We start from the raw sequence: 15,563 nt of genomic DNA on the forward strand, positions 1-15,563 counted from the left end.
GCTGGGCGCGCGGTTCCCCGCGCCCCTCAGCCCGGCGTCACCAGACGCGCCTCGTACGCGAACACCGCCGCCTGCGTGCGGTCCCGCAGGCCCAGCTTCACCAGGATGCGGCTGACGTGCGTCTTGATCGTGGACTCGGCGACCACCAGATGCGAGGCGATCTCCGCGTTCGACAGGCCCTGCGCGATGAGCACGAGGACCTCCGTCTCCCGCTCGGTCAGCTCCCCGTACTGCTGCGCCTGGACCGCGGCGGACAGCCGCGGCGCCTCCGCCAGCTTGGAGAACTCGGTGATCAGGCGGCGCGTCACGGTGGGCGCGAGCAGCGCCTCGCCCGCCGCCACCACCCGCACGCCGTCGGCGAGCTGGCGTGCGGAGGCGTCCTTGAGCAGGAACCCGGAGGCCCCCGCGCGCAGCGCCTGGTACACGTACTCGTCGAGGTCGAACGTGGTCAGGACCAGCACCTTCGGCGTGCCGTCCGCCGCGCCCGCGACGATCTCCCTGGTCGCCTCGATGCCGTTCAGCTCCGGCATGCGGATGTCCATCAGGACGACGTCGGGGGCGAGTTCGCGCACCCGCTGGACCGCCTCGCGGCCGTTCACCGCCTCGCCGACGACCTCCATGTCGGGCATGGCGTTCAGCAGCACCGAGAAGCCCTCGCGGACCATCATCTGGTCGTCCGCGATCAGGATCCGGATGGTCATGCGTCCTCCCCCGCGGGATCGATGCGCCGCTCGGCGGCGACCGGCAGGAAGACCGTGACCTCGTAGCCGCCTTCGGCGGTGGGCTCCGCGGTCATCTCGCCGTCCAGCATGCCGACCCGCTCCCGCATTCCGGTGATCCCGTGGCCCGCCCCGGGCGACGGCTTGACCAGGCCCTTCGCGGGCCCGTTCACGATGCGCAGACCGAGACCGCCCAGGACGTACCCCACCTCGACCCGGGCCCCGGCGCCCGGCGCGTGCCGCAGGCTGTTGCTCAGCGCCTCCTGCACGATGCGGTACGCCGAGAGCTCGACGCCCTGCGGGAGTTCCCGGACCGCGCCGGTGATGACCTTGTCGACGGCCAGGCCCGCGTCACGGACGTTGTCGAGCAGCCGGTCGAGGTCGCCGAGCGTGGGCTGCGGGGCGTCGGGCGCCTCGTAGTCCTCGGCCCGTACGACACCGAGGACGCGGCGCAGTTCGGTGAGCGCGGACACCGCGTTCTCCCGGATCGTCACGAAGGCCTGCTCCAGCTCGGGCGGCGGGTTCTCCACCCGGTAGGGCGCGGCCTCGGCCTGGATCGCGACCACCGACATGTGGTGCGCCACGACGTCGTGCAGCTCCCTGGCGATGGTGGTGCGCTCCTCCAGGAGGGTGCGCTTGTCGCGCTCGATGGCGGTGACGGTGCGCTGCACGGTCACCTCGCGCTGCGCCTCGCGGCGCACGTGCACCATCGTGGTGACGAGCAGCGCGACCGCCGAGAGGAACAGCATCTGCGGGGTGTCGGAGCCGTAGCTCCCGAGGAGCACCTCGGATCCCGCCCCGTACGCGGCGGTGCCGAGCCACATCCACAGGGCGGTGCGCGGTCCTGTCCTCGCCGCCACCACGACCATCACCACGATGTGCCCGACGAAGGCACTCGGTGTCCACGGCTGGCCGTCCCAGCTGTTCGCGAGCACTCCCGTGAAGGGGGTGGAGACCAGCGAGACCCACCAGGCGCCCACCGGCCTGACCAGCGTCATCAGGACGGCGGCCGCGGGAAGGAGGCCGATGAGGAGCTGCGGGGCCCCGTGGAACCCGAGCTCCACCTGGTAGCCGATGAACACGGTGATCAGGGCCGCGAACGCCACCTGGATGTGCGGTGCCCAGACCGCGTACCCGCGTATCCGCCGCGGGAGCAGCTTGGCGAGGAGCCCGTCCGCGGACTCCCTGGGGGGCAGCAGCCGGTAGTCGAACGCGCCGCGGAAGAGCGCCTCGCGCAGGCCGCCGAAGGCCTCGCGCACCATGTGGAACTCGGGGCTCTGCTGGCCGCCGGTCTTGAGCCGCTCAGTCGTATCTGTCACGTCTACGAAGGTACGGGGGCGTGACCGGCAGGTCGTCCGCACCAGGAGGGGTTCCCCGGCATCCGTCGCAGGTACTACGCGACCGCCGAGGGCGGGACGCGGCTCCCCGGCCCTAGGGCCTCAGAACGCCAACTGCGCGATCTCCTCCGCGACCACCGCGCACGCGTCCGCAGCCGGGTCGATCAGCGGGAAGTGTCCGACGTCCTCCAGGAGGGTGAGGCCCACCACCTCGCCCGCCCGCGCGGCCGCGTCGGCGTACGCCTCGGCCACCGCCTGCGGGACCACGATGTCGGTGCGGCCCTGCACCACGGTCGTGGCGATGCCCGTGGGGAGCAGCTGAGCCGGGTCGGCGTAGCCGATGCGCTCGTCGAACCTGGCTTCGCCGCCCAGGAGTTGGCCCGCCGCGCCGCCGCACACCGCGAGCTCCTCGGCGACCCGGAAGTCGGCGATCGGCGCGAGCGCGACGACGCCGCGCAGCGCCGGGGGCCGGCCGGTGCGCCAGGGCGCGTCGGCGGGAAGCAGATGCCGGGCGGCCGCCCAGAGCGCGAGCTGGCCGCCCGCGGAGTGCCCCGTCACGACGGTGCGGCGGACGTCCGCCGACGGCATGACCTCGCGCACCAGCGCGGGCAGCGCGTCGAACGCGGCGGCCACGTCGTCGAAGGTCTCCGGCCAGCGCCCGGCGACCGGGCCCGCGCCGCCCTGCGCGGGAATCGAACTTCCTCTGCGGTACTCGACATTGGCCACCGCGAAGCCGCGGCGGGCGAGGAAGTCGGCGAACGGCGTGATGTGCTGCCGATCGTACGGGGCCCGCCAGGCGCCGCCGTGCAGGACGACCACGAGGGGCGCCGACCCGTCGGTCCCCGGGCCGCCGCGCGGCGCGTGGAAGTCGACCACCTGGTCGGGGTGTTCGCCGTACGCGGCGGTGGCGTCCGGCTTCACGGCGGGATGCGAGAAGGCGGCTTCGGCCTCGGCGGCATCGCGGGCCACGGCGGCGTCGTCCGGCATGCGGCAACCTCTCAACTGCGTGCGGCTAACAGGCGGAACGCGCCCGCTCCGCCCGGTCCCGCCGGGTGAACGGCCGGACCGGGAGAAACGGGAACAAGATCCGCCGGACGCTATCAGTCCAGCGTGCGCGCCAGTACCCGGGCCGCCCGCTCGGCGTCGGCGAAGGACACGTACAACGGCGTGAATCCGAACCGCAGCACGTCCGGCGCGCGGTAGTCGCCGACCACGCCCTGCCCGATCAGCCGCTTCATGACGTCACCGGCGTCGGGGCAGCGCAGCGCGACCTGGCTGCCCCGCTCGGCGTGCGCCCGCGGGGTGACGGGCTCGACCCGGCCCGCGGGCACGTACGCCTCGACGCAGCGCAGGAAGAAGTCCGTCAGGGCCAGGGACTTGGCCCGCACCGCCTCGACGCGGACGCCGTCCCACACGTCGAGCGCCGCCTCAAGGGCGAGCATCGACAGGATGTCGGGCGTGCCCACGCGACCGCGCCGCGCCCCGTCCACGGCCTCGAACTCGGGCCGCATGCCGAAGGGTTCGGCGTGCGAGTTCCAGCCGGGCAGCGGCGAGTCGAAACGGTCCTGCAGCTCGCGCCGTACGTAGAGGTAGGCGGGCGATCCCGGGCCGCCGTTCAGGTACTTGTAGGTGCAGCCGACCGCGAGGTCCACGCCGTGCTCGTCGAGGCCGACGGGCAGGGCGCCCGCCGTGTGGCACAGGTCCCAGACGACGAGCGCGCCCGCCGCGTGCACGGCGGCCGTCAGACCGGCCAGGTCGTGCAGGCGTCCGGTGCGGTAGTCGGCGTGGTTGAGCAGCACGGCGGCGGTGCGCTCGCCGAGTACGCCGGGTACGTCGGCGGGGGCCACCGGGATCAGCCGGCAGCCGGTGAGGCGCGCGGCGGACTCCGCGATGTACCCGTCCGTGGGGAAGGTCGTCGCGTCAACGACGATCTCGTCACGCCCCCCTTCCGGGTGGTCCCCCGAACCCCTGGCGATCCGGACCGCCGCGACCAGCGCCTTGAAGACGTTCACGCTGGTCGAGTCGCCGACCACGATCTGCCCCTGGGCCGCGCCGACCAGCGGGGCGATGCGGTCGCCGATCCGCTCGGGGGCGGTCCACCAGCCGCTCTCGTCCCAGGAGCGGATGCGCAGGCCGCCCCACTGGCGGCCGATGACGTCGGCGACGCGCTCGGCCACCCCGGCCGGCAGGGCGCCCAGCGAGTTGCCGTCCAGGTAGACCGTGTCGTCGAGGACGAACTCGGCGCGCTTGGCGGCGAGTCCGTCCGCCGCGTCCAGCTTCGCCGCCTCTTCCCGCAGCGCCGCCTCTTCCCGCAGCGCCGCGGAACCGGGGGTCTCAGACATGGCTCCTCGCAGTCCACAGCTCGGGGAAGACGTTCTTGACCGCGCGCTTCTCCAGCCAGGCCACGCCCGCCGAGCCGCCCGTGCCGGTCTTGGAGCCCATCGCGCGGCGGGTGGCGACCAGGTGGTCGTTGCGCCAGCGCCAGACCAGTTCGCCGACGTCCGTCAGCGTCTCGCCGAGCCGCGCGAGGTCGCCGTTCTCGTCGCCCGAGTACAGCTCGGTCCAGACGGCCTCGACCTCGGCGGACGGCTCGTACTTCTTGGTGAGGTCGCGCTCCAGGACGGCCGCGGGGATCGCGTGGCCGCGCCGCGCGAGGAGACCGAGCACCTCGTCGTAGAGGCCGGGCTCGTGCAGCGCCTTCTCCAGCTCCGCGTGGACGCGGGGCGCGCCCCGGTGCGGAACCAGCATGGACGCGGACTTCTCGCCGAGCAGGAACTCCATGCGGCGGTACATCGCGGACTGGAATCCGGAGCCCTCGCCGAGCGCACCGCGGTAGGAGTTGAACTGCGCGGGGGTCAGCTGGGCGAGCGGGCGCCAGGACGCGTTCAGGGCGTCCAGCTCGCGGATGCTCCGCTTGAGGGCCGCGACCGCGACGGGGACGTCGTCGCGGCGCAGGGCGTGCGCCGCGGTCTCCCACTCGTGCACGATCACGGTGAACCACAGCTCCATGACCTGGGTGGTGACCAGGAAGACCATCTCGCCGGGGTCGTCCGAGCGCAGGTGCTGGAGGTGGGTGAGGACGTCCGCCTGGACGTAGTCCTCGTACGGGGTGGTGCCTGCGAAGTCGAGGTTCGGACTCTCGGTCTCGGCCGCCTCGGTGGACGCGTCCCGCGTCTGTGGGGACATCGCTGTCTCCTCGATACGTCCTCCGGGTAGCGGTCCGCCCCTGCCGTTACCGGCACGGGGGCCCCGGTCCCCACCGGAATCCTCCGCAACTTTCGCCCAAACGGCAAGGCACGCCGGTAAGCGAACAGCAGCTAAATAACGACACCCATGTCCTACTGAGTACGGCGGCGTTCCCGGCAGGCGCGCAGGTGGGCGGCGTTGCCGCAGCCGCGCACCGAGTGCCAGACGCCGCTGTTGTTGCGGGAGCGGTCGTAGAACGCGGCGGCGCAGGGCTCGTTCCGGCAGATCTTCAGGCGGCGCCAGCTGCCCGCCGTCTGGGCGAGCAGCGCCTCCGCGAGGACCGCGGAGGCCAGCCAGCGGGCGCCCGCGCCCTCCGGCTCGACGGTCAGCGTGCCGTCACCGGCGAGCCCGACGACGACCGGCGCCGAGGTGAAGCGCACCGCGCCGCCGCCCTGGTCACCCGCGGCGAGCGCGCGCCGCACCTGGTCCCGCAGGCAGCGCAGCTTGGGCAGGTCCTCCTCGGTGAGCACGAGCTGGACGTCGGCGCGTCCGGTCTCCGCGGCCCAGCCGCGCACGGCCAGGTCGGCCCACTCCTGCGCGCCGTCGAGCACCCCGTCGGCGAGCAGGTCGGGCAGCCCTTCGGCGGCCGGACGGGCGGCGGGCGCGGTGTTCAGGAGCTCCTGGACGAGGGCGAGGCCGCCGGGCGCGGGGGTCAGACAGTGACGCTCGGTCGCGGGCCGGTTCATGCCTCTCAAGGTACCCGCTCGACATTGACACGACCAAACGTCTTACAGTGCTGTCAGGAAGCCACTGGAACCACATATGACAGCCCGGGAGGGCCCATGCAATCCACCGAAGCGGCAACGTCACGCGCCGCCCAGATCCTCGGGCGCCCCTTCGACATCAACGGCCTCACCCTGCGCAACCGCATCGCGATGGCCCCGATGACCCGGGAGTTCTCGCCGGAGGGCGTGCCCGGCACGGACGTCGCGGAGTACTACGCGCGGCGCGCCGCGGGCGGTGTCGGCCTGATCGTCACCGAGGGCACCTACGTCGACCACGCGTCGGCGGGCAGCAGCCACCGCGTCCCGCACTTCCACGGCGAGGCCGCGCTCGCGGGCTGGCGCCGGGTCGCCGACGCGGTGCACGCCGAGGGCGGCCGCATCGTCCCGCAGCTGTGGCACGTGGGCGCCACCCGCAACGAGGGCGACGGGCCCTTCACCGACGCGCCGCCCGCCGGCCCCTCCGGGCTCGGCCTTGACGGCGAGGCCAAGGGCCACGCCATGACGTCCGCCGACGTCGACGAGGTCGTCGCCGCGTTCGCCACCGCGGCGGCCGCCGCCGAGCGCGCGGGCTTCGACGGCGTCGAACTGCACGGCGCGCACGGCTACTTGATCGACCAGTTCTTCTGGGACCGCACCAACCGCCGCACCGACGGCTACGGCGGCGGCCTCGCCTCGCGCAGCCGCTTCGCGCGCGAGATCGTCGAAGCGGTGCGCGGCGCGGTCGCGCCGACGTTCCCCGTGATCTTCCGGCTCTCCCAGTGGAAGGCGAACGCGTTCGACGCGAAGCTGGCGGCGGACCCGGCCGAACTCGAAGCTCTGCTCTCCCCGTTGGCGGCCGCGGGCGTCGACGCCTTCCACGCGTCCACGCGCCGCTACTGGCTCCCCGAGTTCGACGGCGACGACCTCAACCTCGCGGGCTGGGTCAAGAAGCTCACCGGCAAGGCCACGCTCTCCGTCGGCTCGGTCGGCCTCGACAAGGAGTTCGTGGGCCCCCAGGGCTGGGCCAAGCAGACCGAGTCCACCGGCATCGAACTGCTCCTGGACCGCATGGAGCGCGACGAGTTCGACGTCATCGCGGTGGGTCGCAGCCTGATCGCGGACCCGGAGTGGGCGAACAAGGCGCTGACCGACCGCCTTGCGGAGGCGTCCCCGTACGACGCGGGTCTGCTCCGGGAACTCCGCTGACCTCATCGCACCCCGCCGGCGGGGCATTTCAAGCCCGTCCGGCGATTGAGGACGAGCCCGAAGGGTGATGAGGGGGTCCGGGGCGCAGCCCCGCGACAGGGGGCCCCGGGGTGACAGCACCCCGGGGCCCCCGCCCACGTCAGCCGAGCGTCTCGGCAGCGGTCTGCGAGGAGTCACGGAGGAAGCCCGCGCAGCGCTCGTACTCCTCCTGCTCACCGATCGCCTGCGCCGCCCGCGCGAGGCCGTGCAGGGCGCGCAGGAAGCCCCGGTTGGGCTCGTGCTCCCACGGCACCGGGCCGTGGCCCTTCCAGCCCGCGCGGCGCAGGGAGTCCAGGCCGCGGTGGTAGCCGGTGCGGGCGTACGCGTACGACTCGACGACGCGGCCGCCCTCGTACGCCTCGTCGGCGAGCCGGGCCCAGGCGAGCGAGGACGTGGGGTACTTCGCGGCGACGTCGGCGGGGTCCGCCCCGCCCGCGAGCAGCTCGCGCGGCTCCGGGTCGTCGGGCAGGTGGGTCGGGGGCGGTCCCCCGAGGAGATCCTTGTGAATGGCCATGGGTGCCAGTCTGCTGCATACGCGTACGGGCCCGGCACCCAGGGAAGGGTGCCGGGCCCGTACGGACGCCGTGGGGGCTACTTCAGCTTCGTGCCCGTGGAGCGCAGGTTGGCGCAGGCCTCGGTGACGCGCTTGGCCATGCCAGCCTCGGCGGACTTGCCCCAGGTGCGCGGGTCGTAGGTCTTCTTGGAGCCGACCTCGCCGTCGACCTTCAGGACGCCGTCGTAGTTCTTGAACATGTGGTCCGCGACGGGACGCGTGAAGGCGTACTGCGTGTCCGTGTCGAGGTTCATCTTCACGACGCCGTTCTCCAGGGCGGTCGCGATCTCCTCGGCGGTCGAGCCGGAGCCGCCGTGGAAGACGAAGTCGAACGGCTGCGACCCGGCGGGCTTGCCGTACTTGCCGGCGACGCCCTCCTGGAGGTCCTTGAGGAGCTCCGGACGCAGGACGACGTTGCCCGGCTTGTAGACGCCGTGCACGTTGCCGAAGGACGCGGCGAGCAGGTAGCGGCCCTTCTCGCCCAGGCCCAGGGCCTCGGCGGTGCGCAGCGCGTCGTCGACGGTCGTGTACAGCTCGTCGTTGATCTCGTGCGTGACGCCGTCCTCCTCGCCACCGGTCGGGGTGATCTCGACCTCAAGGATGATCTTCGCGGCGGCGGCCTTCGCGAGCAGTTCCTGGCCGATGGCCAGGTTGTCGGCGAGGGTCTCGGCGGAGCCGTCCCACATGTGCGACTGGAACAGCGGGTTACGGCCGGCCTTGACGCGCTCGGCGGAGACGTCGATCAGCGGACGGACGTAGGTGTCCAGCTTGTCCTTGGGGCAGTGGTCGGTGTGCAGCGCGACCGTGATGTCGTACTTCGCGGCGACGATGTGCGCGAACTCGGCGAGCGCGACCGCGCCGGTGACCATGTCCTTGTTGTGCTGGCCACCCAGGAACTCCGCACCACCGGTGGAGATCTGGATGATGCCGTCGCTCTCCGCCTCCGCGAAGCCGCGCAGGGCCGCGTGCAGGGTCTGCGACGAGGTCACGTTGATGGCCGGGTAGGCGAACTTGCCTGCCTTCGCCCGGTCGAGCATCTCGGCGTAGACCTCGGGGGTTGCGATGGGCATGTGTCCGCTCCTTGTGATGTGCGGGTGTGTGCTTGGCCCTGACCTAAGGGGGGCGACGTCATCGTCGCCCCCATCTTTCCAGACTTGCCGGACAGCTCCAGCCGGAGTGCGGCCGGATCGACGGGACCTAGGTCCTCAGTCGGCGAGCCCGAGGTCGTCCTTCGAGTACGCGAAGAGGTAGGGAACCCCCGCGCCCTCGGTGATCTTCTCGCCCGCACCGGTCGCGCGGTCCACGATCGTGGCGACGCCGACGACCTCGGCGCCCGCCTCGCGGACGGCCTCGACGGCGGTCAGCGGCGAGCCGCCGGTGGTGGAGGTGTCCTCGACGACCAGGACGCGGCGGCCCTTGATGTCCGGGCCCTCGACGCGGCGCTGCATGCCGTGCGCCTTGGCGGCCTTGCGGACGACGAAGGCGTCCAGGCGCTCGCCGCGCGCGGCGGCCGCGTGCAGCATCGCGCCCGCGACGGGGTCGGCGCCCATGGTCAGGCCGCCCACGGCGTCGAAGTCCAGGTCCTTGGTGAGGTCGAGGAGCACCTGCCCGACCAGCGGCGCGGCCGCACCGTCGAGGGTGACCCGGCGGAGGTCGATGTAGTAGTCGGCCTCCAGGCCGGAGGAGAGCGTCACCTTGCCGTGCACGACGGCCTTGTCCTTGATCTGCTGCAGCAGCTCGCCGCGTACGTCAGTCATGCCCATGAGCTTAGATCCTGTCCGGAGGGCCAGGATCTAGAGCCGCCGCCAGCTCCACGTGGTCGCCGTCTCCAGGGGCTCGATGGGGGTGACCAGGCGCGGTGCGGTGTTGAGGCCGTCGGGCGGTCCCGTCTGGGGCTCGACGCAGACCGCGGCCTCCTGCTCGTCGTAGACGACGACCCACTGTTCGCGGCTCTTGACGTTCACTTCGAGCTGTCCGGGCCAGGTCAGCGTCACGTCGACGCCGTCGGGCATGCCGAAGCAGTCGTCCCAGGGGCCCGGCCGCACGTCGACGCGGCGCCCGGTGGGCAGGTGGTCGTCGCCGCGCTCCTCCTGCCAGGCGGGGCTGAAGTCGACCGTGACGTCCTGGTCGCCGAGGTTGCGCTGGAACCACGGGTGCCAGCCGGCCTGCGCGGGGAACGAGTCGCCGTACGTCTCGATGCCGAGCCGCAGCGTCAACGCGTCCTCGCCGAGTTCCACGATCTGGGTGACCCGCCCCGGGTAGGGCCAGGGGTCGGTGAGCTCGTACGTGAAGACCGCCTCGGTACGCGAGGCGCGCGCGGTGCGCCACTCGGCGTCGCGGGCGAAGCCGTGGATGGCGTGCGGCGGTGAGTTCAGCGGCATCTGGTGGACCGCCGCGCCGTCCCGGAACCGCCCGTCCCTGATGCGGCCGCACCACGGCACCATCGGGAAGCAGCCGTAGCGCTCCCCCTGCCGCAGCAGCTCGGTGCCGCCGATGCGCAGACTTCCGATGCGGCAGCCGTTGCCCGGCTGCACGGTCACTTCCGCGTCGCCCGCGGTGAGGGTCACGTCTTTGATGCTCACGGGCCCGACCCTACGGCGTGGCCCCTCAGCGGCGGCGGCGCAGGGCCCTGCCCACGACGATGGCCGAGGCCAGGGCCAGGGCGGCGGCGGGCGCGGCCCAGCGGAGCGTGGCGCTGGTGGAGTACGTCTCGGGGGCGGGCGCGGGCGCGTACCTGCCGCGCGGCGGCGCGTGGTCGACCTCCTCGGCGCTGCGGCCGATCATGGTGCGCCGCGCGTGCGCGGCCTCGGCGGGCTGCAACCCGATGTCCACCGCGTCGGTGGCGCTCTCGATCCCGTCGATGCCGGCGAGCTCGTCGGCGTCCTCGGCCATGCCCGCCCTGACGTCCCCGGCGTCCTCGATGCCGTCGAGGTCATCGGCGTCATCCGCGTCGACGTCGTCGGCGAGCGGGTCCAGGGACGGCGGCGGCACCTCCGTCTCGAAGACGGTGACCGTCGGCGCCGGAGGGTCGGGCACGGTGTCGGGCACGGGGTCGGGATCGGGCACGGAGTCCGGCGGCGCGGCCGCTCCGAGCCCCTCGGCGAACCGTTCGAGGAGTTTTCGCACAGCTGATTCCACAGCCTGTGGAGAACTTTCCGTGACCCGCCCGTCGGCCGCGGCCGTCCCGCCGATCACCAGGGTGGTCCCCTCGGCGGCGGGCACGAGCCGCACGCTCAGCGAGACCTTCACAGACCCGCCGCCGCGCACCTCGGTGCCCTCGCCCGCGATCTCGTACGTCCCGTCGGCGCGCGCGTCGATCCGGGCGACCCCGCGGTACGTGATCGAGTGCCCGCCGACCCGCGCCTTCAGCCGCCCGGAGATCGGCTCGGCCGTCTCCTCCGCGTCGCGCTGAAGCCCGGGGACCGCCCCGGCCACCCGTTCGGGGTCGGCCAGGACCTGCCGGAGACGCTCTGCCGAAACCGGAACGAACACCTCATGCTCCATGGCAGCCGAGCCTACCCACGCTCTCGCCACCATGTACGTCAGTTCGTCAGTTCGCGTACCGCGGGTGCACCAACGTGGAGGGCGCGGCGCCCGGCAGCCGGGTCCGTCCGGCCGCCCGCAGCCCGGCCCGCACCACCTCCGACTCGGCCGCCCGCAGCAGCACGGGCGCGCTGCGCGAGGCGAGCACGAACCCCCAGTCGCGCGGCGCCCGCGCGCCCTCCGACGTCCGGTCGGGCCCGGCGGCGAACCCCGACCGCCGGCCGCCCACCCGGTACGGCACGGTCTTCAGGCCCGCCGCGCGCAGCGTCGCCTCCACCGTCCAGAAGACGTGCGCCCTGGTCGAGACGGGCCCCGCGTGCACGGCGACGCGGCCGTCGGCCGCGAGGACGCGGGTGGCCAGGCCGTAGAACTCCTGCGAGTACAGCTTCGTGCTGGCCGTGATGCCCGGGTCGGGCAGGTCGGAGATCACCACGTCGTACGTCCGGTGCGCCGAGCGCAGCCAGCTGAAGGCGTCGGCGGTCACCACGTGCACCCGGGGGTCGCGGTAGACGTGGGCGTTGAGCTCGCTCAGCTCGGGGTCGTGCCTGGCCAGGTCGACGACGCCCGCGTCCAGTTCGACGATGTCGACGCGGCGCACCCCGGGATGGCGCAGGACCTCGCGGGTCGCGAGGCCGTCGCCGCCGCCGAGGACCAGCACGCGCGCGTGCGGGCCGCGCATCGCGGGGTGCACGAGGCCCTGGTGGTAGCGGTACTCGTCGCGGCCGCTGATGCGCAGGCGCCCGTCCAGGAAGAGGTCCAGGGAGTCGCGCCCGCCGCCGGTCAGGACGACCTCCTGGATGTCGGTCTGCACCGCGACCCGTACGTCCCCGCCGTACACCGCGCGCCGCGCCGCGCGCTCGAAGTCGTCGACGAGCACGGCGGCCGAGGCGAGGACGGAAAGGACGACGACGTTCGCGGCGAGCAGCACCCAGCGGCCGCGCGTGCTCAGGTCACGGCTGAACAGGCCGAAGACGAGGGCGCCGCCCGCGACCGCGTTGACCGCGCCGGTGAACAGGGCGCCGGTGAGCTGGCCGAGCATCGGGAGCAGCAGGAACGGGAAGGCGAGGCCGCCCACCAGCGCGCCCACGTAGTCGGCGGCGAACAGGTCGGCGACGGCGCCGCTCGCGTCCTGCCGTCTGATGCGCTGGATCAGCACCATCAGGAGCGGCACCTCGGCGCCGATGAGCACGCCGATGGCGAGGGAGAACGCGACGAACAGGTAGCGCGATCCGTGGGCCCACACCTCGCCCCGGTCGCCGGTCCACGCGAACGCCGCGTACAGCGCCATCGCGCTGCACCCGCCGACCAGCGCGAGCGCCGTCTCGACCAGGCCGAACCAGGCGGCCGCCCGGCAGCGCAGCCGCTTGGCGAGCAGCGAGCCGACGCCCATGGCGAAGACCATCACGGAGAGCACCACGGACGCCTGGGTGACGGAGTCCCCGATCAAGTACGAGGCGAGGGCGACGAGTTCCAGTTCGTAGACGAGTCCGCAGGCAGCGCAGATGAACACACCCGCCAGAACCAGGAACCTGCCCGTCCCGGGCGAGACGGGCAGACGCACCGACGACTCGATCACGCCTGGAACGCTACGTCACCACACCCTTACGTCCAGTCACCCACAAGGGTGCAACTGGCCGCGGGAGGTGTAGCCGCGTGATCCGTGGATCAGCCGCGGCGCCCCGCGCGCCTCACAGCGCCGCGGGCATCGGCACCCGCGCGCCCACCCGCGTACGCGTCGCCACGAGCTGGCCGTCCTGGGGGTAGGCGTGCCAGGTCCGCCACTGCACCGAACCCTCGTGGCGCTGCGCGAGCATCGCCGTGAACGCGTGCGGGCTGCCGGGGAAGACGCCCGCGAGGCCGTGCGGGTGCTCGGCGACGAGGGCGAGCAGTTCCTGCGCGCGGCCCGCGAACTGGCCGCGCGAGAGCGTCTCGACGCGCGCCGCGAACTCGTACTCCCAGTCCCCCATGCGCTTGGAGACGCCGAGCGGCAGCGGGGTGCTGCTGCCCGGGATGCAGGCCACGGTTTCGGAACAGGTGCCCTGGTCCTCCTCCAGAAGTACTTGGTGCGAGGCCCCGAGCAGTCTCAACTGCATTTTCGCGCCGGTCAGTTCGAGTTCGAGCGTGGCGAGCGCGGGCAACGGCTCGCGCCCCAGGGCCCAGGCGAGGTCCGCGGCGCACGTGTCGGTATAGACAGTCTTCAGGGTCGTGAGCATGGGTCGGCTCCGCTAACACGCAATGGAGGTGGGGCCGGCGCACCCGGATCGGAACACCGGGAGGTCGGAATGCCGGCTCGTGCCCACGAGAACGTCCGGGGATCAGGGACGGCCGAGGGCGGTGCTGACGTTTAAGAGGGAATCATGGTCGGCGACACTGCCACAGCGTTTTTACCCAACTTCGTAGGGTTTCCATCCCCCTGGGGGCTGCACAGTTCAACTGTTCAAGCCCTCAATCACACGTCGGCGCCGGAGCGCACCCCCCTCGCACTACGTCACACAACGCCGGAGCGCCCGGTGGGAGTTGTCTCCCGCACCGAGCGCCCCGCTGGAACCGGTGGACCAGCTGCCCCGTGTCAGCTGCCTCCGCCGCATCCGCCCCCGCCGCCCCCGCACGAGGACCCGCCGCCGCAGGACGACCCGCCGCCACAGGAGGAGTGGCCTCCGCCGCAGCTGTGCCCGCCGCCGTGGTGACCGCCGCCGTGGTGACCGCCGCCGCCGTCGTAGACACCGCCGGAGGAGCCCGCCCACCAGCTGCCGCCCGCCGCGCTGGACGCGGTGCCGCCCGCGCCCCAGCCCTTGCGGCGCCGGCTGCCCTTGCGCACACCGACCACCGTCGCCAGGACGAACACGAGCACCGCGCCGAAGATGAAGGCCAGGATCACGGCCATCACGCTCCTTCCGTTCCCCCGAAGCAGGTCCCCCGTGGGCCTCGCTTCTCGCGTGACAGGGAAATGCCCCCGGCCGCCCAGGGCCAAAGCAGAGTTGAGGAACTCCAGAGGTTCGGCGCAGGATGGCGGCCATGACCTCCACTTCCGGGAGCGGGCGCCCGCTGCTCAACCGCCGCCTCGCCGAGTTCGGTACGACGATTTTCGCCGAGATGTCCGCGCTCGCGGTGAAAACGGGTGCGATCAACCTGGGGCAGGGCTTCCCGGACACGGACGGCCCCGAGTCCGTGCGCGAGGCGGCCGTGCGGGCGCTGCGCGACGGCCGCGGCAACCAGTACCCGCCGGGCCCCGGCGTCCCCGAGCTGCGCACGGCGATCGCCGAGCACCAGCTCGCCCGGTACTCCCTCAACTACGACCCCGACCGCGAGGTCCTGGTGACGGCGGGCGCCACCGAGGCGATCGCCGCCTCGCTGCTCGCCCTGGTCGAGCCGGGCGACGAAGTCATCGCACTGGAGCCCTATTACGACTCGTACGCCGCCTCGATCGCGCTGGCGGGCGGCACCCGCGTCCCGGTCACCCTGCGCCCCCGCGAGGGACGCTTCGTCCTCGACCTGGACGAGCTGCGCGACGCGGTCACGGACCGCACCCGGCTGATCCTGCTCAACACCCCGCACAACCCCACCGGCACGGTGCTCACCCGCGCCGAGCTCACCGAGATCGCGCGGCTCGCCGTCGAGCGCGACCTCCTCGTCGTCACCGACGAGGTCTACGAGCACCTCGTCTTCGACGGCGCCGAGCACCTCCCGCTCGCCGCCTTCCCCGGCATGCGCGAGCGCACGGTCACCATCGGCTCGGCGGGCAAGACGTTCTCGTTCACCGGCTGGAAGGTCGGCTGGGTGACGGCCACGCCGGAGCTGGTCGGCGCGGTCCGCTCGGCCAAGCAGTTCCTCACGTACGTCTCGTCGGGCCCCTTCCAGTACGCGATCGCCGAGGCGCTCGCGCTGCCCGCCGCCTACTTCGACGACTTCCGCGCCGACATGCTGGCCAAGCGGGACCTGCTGAGCGAGGGCCTCACGGCGGCGGGCTTCGACGTGTACCGCCCGGCCGGCACGTACTTCGTGACCACCGACATCACGCCGCTCGGCGAGCGCGACGGCTTCGAGTTCTGCCGCGCGCTCCCCGAGCGCGCCGGGGTGGTCGCCATCCCGAACGCGGTCTTCTACGACCACCGGGACGCGGGCGCCCCCTTCGTACGCTTCGCCTTCTGCAAGAAGACGTCCGTCCTGGAGGAGGCGGTGTCCCGCCTGAAGTCGCTGGCGGGCTGAGCGATCTGAC

General features: G+C 72.8%; 16 protein-coding genes. 2 read left to right on the forward strand and 14 right to left on the reverse strand.

Annotated elements, in window-relative coordinates:
• Positions 1-26: 26 nt before the first annotated feature.
• The 6 genes from ACIO9J_RS26090 to ACIO9J_RS26115 all read right to left on the reverse strand — a co-directional run bounded on the left by ACIO9J_RS26090 (position 27) and on the right by ACIO9J_RS26115 (position 5,988).
• A complete protein-coding gene (locus ACIO9J_RS26090; RefSeq protein ID WP_402004242.1) occupies positions 27-701 on the reverse strand; it encodes a response regulator in 675 nt (224 codons plus the stop codon).
• On the reverse strand, positions 698-1,981 hold the full coding sequence (locus tag ACIO9J_RS26095) for a sensor histidine kinase (protein WP_402005404.1): 1,284 nt from the start codon (positions 1,979-1,981) through the stop codon (positions 698-700). The genes ACIO9J_RS26090 and ACIO9J_RS26095 overlap by 4 nt, the downstream gene beginning before the upstream one ends.
• Positions 1,982-2,158: 177 nt before the next feature.
• Positions 2,159-3,043 (reverse strand): alpha/beta hydrolase, encoded by an 885-nt coding sequence (locus ACIO9J_RS26100; RefSeq protein WP_402004245.1) that lies wholly within the window; start codon positions 3,041-3,043, stop codon positions 2,159-2,161.
• A gap of 113 nt (positions 3,044-3,156) precedes the next feature.
• Complete coding sequence (gene kynU / locus ACIO9J_RS26105) at positions 3,157-4,398, reverse strand: kynureninase (protein ID WP_402004248.1); 1,242 nt, start codon at positions 4,396-4,398, stop codon at positions 3,157-3,159.
• Entirely contained in the window at positions 4,391-5,242 is an 852-nt protein-coding gene (locus ACIO9J_RS26110; RefSeq protein ID WP_402004251.1) for a tryptophan 2,3-dioxygenase family protein, read from the reverse strand. The genes kynU and ACIO9J_RS26110 overlap by 8 nt, the downstream gene beginning before the upstream one ends.
• A gap of 152 nt (positions 5,243-5,394) precedes the next feature.
• Positions 5,395-5,988 carry a CGNR zinc finger domain-containing protein gene (locus ACIO9J_RS26115; RefSeq protein ID WP_402004254.1) on the reverse strand — a complete coding sequence of 198 codons (594 nt, stop codon included), beginning with the start codon at positions 5,986-5,988 and terminating at the stop codon, positions 5,395-5,397.
• A gap of 96 nt (positions 5,989-6,084) precedes the next feature.
• Between ACIO9J_RS26115 and ACIO9J_RS26120 the strand changes: the two genes are divergently transcribed.
• Entirely contained in the window at positions 6,085-7,212 is a 1,128-nt protein-coding gene (locus ACIO9J_RS26120) for an NADH:flavin oxidoreductase (RefSeq protein ID WP_402004257.1), read from the forward strand.
• 139 nt (positions 7,213-7,351) lie between these two features.
• Here ACIO9J_RS26120 and ACIO9J_RS26125 read toward each other — a convergent pair whose 3' ends face one another.
• The 8 genes from ACIO9J_RS26125 to ACIO9J_RS26160 all read right to left on the reverse strand — a co-directional run bounded on the left by ACIO9J_RS26125 (position 7,352) and on the right by ACIO9J_RS26160 (position 14,231).
• A complete protein-coding gene (locus tag ACIO9J_RS26125; RefSeq protein WP_402004260.1) occupies positions 7,352-7,765 on the reverse strand; it encodes a DUF3151 domain-containing protein in 414 nt (137 codons plus the stop codon).
• Between the two features lie 77 nt (positions 7,766-7,842).
• The gene (gene fbaA / locus ACIO9J_RS26130; RefSeq protein WP_402004263.1) at positions 7,843-8,874 is read right to left on the reverse strand and encodes a class II fructose-bisphosphate aldolase; all 1,032 of its coding nucleotides are present in this window, start codon (positions 8,872-8,874) and stop codon (positions 7,843-7,845) included.
• A 135-nt stretch (positions 8,875-9,009) separates the two neighbouring features.
• Positions 9,010-9,561, reverse strand: coding sequence for an orotate phosphoribosyltransferase (gene pyrE / locus ACIO9J_RS26135; protein ID WP_402004266.1), 552 nt, complete (start codon positions 9,559-9,561; stop codon positions 9,010-9,012).
• Positions 9,562-9,597: 36 nt separating this feature from the next.
• A complete protein-coding gene (locus ACIO9J_RS26140; protein ID WP_402004269.1) occupies positions 9,598-10,386 on the reverse strand; it encodes an aldose 1-epimerase in 789 nt (262 codons plus the stop codon).
• A gap of 25 nt (positions 10,387-10,411) precedes the next feature.
• A complete protein-coding gene (locus ACIO9J_RS26145; protein ID WP_402004272.1) occupies positions 10,412-11,308 on the reverse strand; it encodes an SRPBCC domain-containing protein in 897 nt (298 codons plus the stop codon).
• A 46-nt stretch (positions 11,309-11,354) separates the two neighbouring features.
• Positions 11,355-12,923: a polyamine aminopropyltransferase gene (locus ACIO9J_RS26150; protein ID WP_402004275.1), complete on the reverse strand. Its 1,569-nt coding sequence runs from the start codon at positions 12,921-12,923 to the stop codon at positions 11,355-11,357.
• Between the two features lie 112 nt (positions 12,924-13,035).
• Positions 13,036-13,560 (reverse strand): DUF2617 family protein, encoded by a 525-nt coding sequence (locus tag ACIO9J_RS26155; protein ID WP_402004278.1) that lies wholly within the window; start codon positions 13,558-13,560, stop codon positions 13,036-13,038.
• A 356-nt stretch (positions 13,561-13,916) separates the two neighbouring features.
• Positions 13,917-14,231 carry a hypothetical protein gene (locus ACIO9J_RS26160; RefSeq protein WP_402004281.1) on the reverse strand — a complete coding sequence of 105 codons (315 nt, stop codon included), beginning with the start codon at positions 14,229-14,231 and terminating at the stop codon, positions 13,917-13,919.
• Between the two features lie 122 nt (positions 14,232-14,353).
• Between ACIO9J_RS26160 and ACIO9J_RS26165 the strand changes: the two genes are divergently transcribed.
• Entirely contained in the window at positions 14,354-15,553 is a 1,200-nt protein-coding gene (locus tag ACIO9J_RS26165) for a pyridoxal phosphate-dependent aminotransferase (RefSeq protein ID WP_402004284.1), read from the forward strand.
• Positions 15,554-15,563 lie beyond the last annotated feature (10 nt).

Source organism: Streptomyces sp. NPDC087300 (genome assembly GCF_044744425.1).
GTDB lineage: Bacteria > Actinomycetota > Actinomycetes > Streptomycetales > Streptomycetaceae > Streptomyces.

Coding starts and splice junctions, on each gene's coding strand:
- fbaA (WP_402004263.1), bottom strand. CDS start 8,874: ATGCCCATCGCAACCCCCGAGGTCTACGCCGAGATGCTCGACCGGGCG.
- ACIO9J_RS26090 (WP_402004242.1), bottom strand. CDS start 701: ATGACCATCCGGATCCTGATCGCGGACGACCAGATGATGGTCCGCGAG.
- ACIO9J_RS26120 (WP_402004257.1), top strand. CDS start 6,085: ATGCAATCCACCGAAGCGGCAACGTCACGCGCCGCCCAGATCCTCGGG.
- ACIO9J_RS26160 (WP_402004281.1), bottom strand. CDS start 14,231: ATGGCCGTGATCCTGGCCTTCATCTTCGGCGCGGTGCTCGTGTTCGTC.
- pyrE (WP_402004266.1), bottom strand. CDS start 9,561: ATGACTGACGTACGCGGCGAGCTGCTGCAGCAGATCAAGGACAAGGCC.
- ACIO9J_RS26110 (WP_402004251.1), bottom strand. CDS start 5,242: ATGTCCCCACAGACGCGGGACGCGTCCACCGAGGCGGCCGAGACCGAG.
- ACIO9J_RS26155 (WP_402004278.1), bottom strand. CDS start 13,560: ATGCTCACGACCCTGAAGACTGTCTATACCGACACGTGCGCCGCGGAC.
- kynU (WP_402004248.1), bottom strand. CDS start 4,398: ATGTCTGAGACCCCCGGTTCCGCGGCGCTGCGGGAAGAGGCGGCGCTG.
- ACIO9J_RS26095 (WP_402005404.1), bottom strand. CDS start 1,981: ATGGTGCGCGAGGCCTTCGGCGGCCTGCGCGAGGCGCTCTTCCGCGGC.
- ACIO9J_RS26145 (WP_402004272.1), bottom strand. CDS start 11,308: ATGGAGCATGAGGTGTTCGTTCCGGTTTCGGCAGAGCGTCTCCGGCAG.
- ACIO9J_RS26100 (WP_402004245.1), bottom strand. CDS start 3,043: ATGCCGGACGACGCCGCCGTGGCCCGCGATGCCGCCGAGGCCGAAGCC.
- ACIO9J_RS26165 (WP_402004284.1), top strand. CDS start 14,354: ATGGCGGCCATGACCTCCACTTCCGGGAGCGGGCGCCCGCTGCTCAAC.
- ACIO9J_RS26125 (WP_402004260.1), bottom strand. CDS start 7,765: ATGGCCATTCACAAGGATCTCCTCGGGGGACCGCCCCCGACCCACCTG.
- ACIO9J_RS26115 (WP_402004254.1), bottom strand. CDS start 5,988: ATGAACCGGCCCGCGACCGAGCGTCACTGTCTGACCCCCGCGCCCGGC.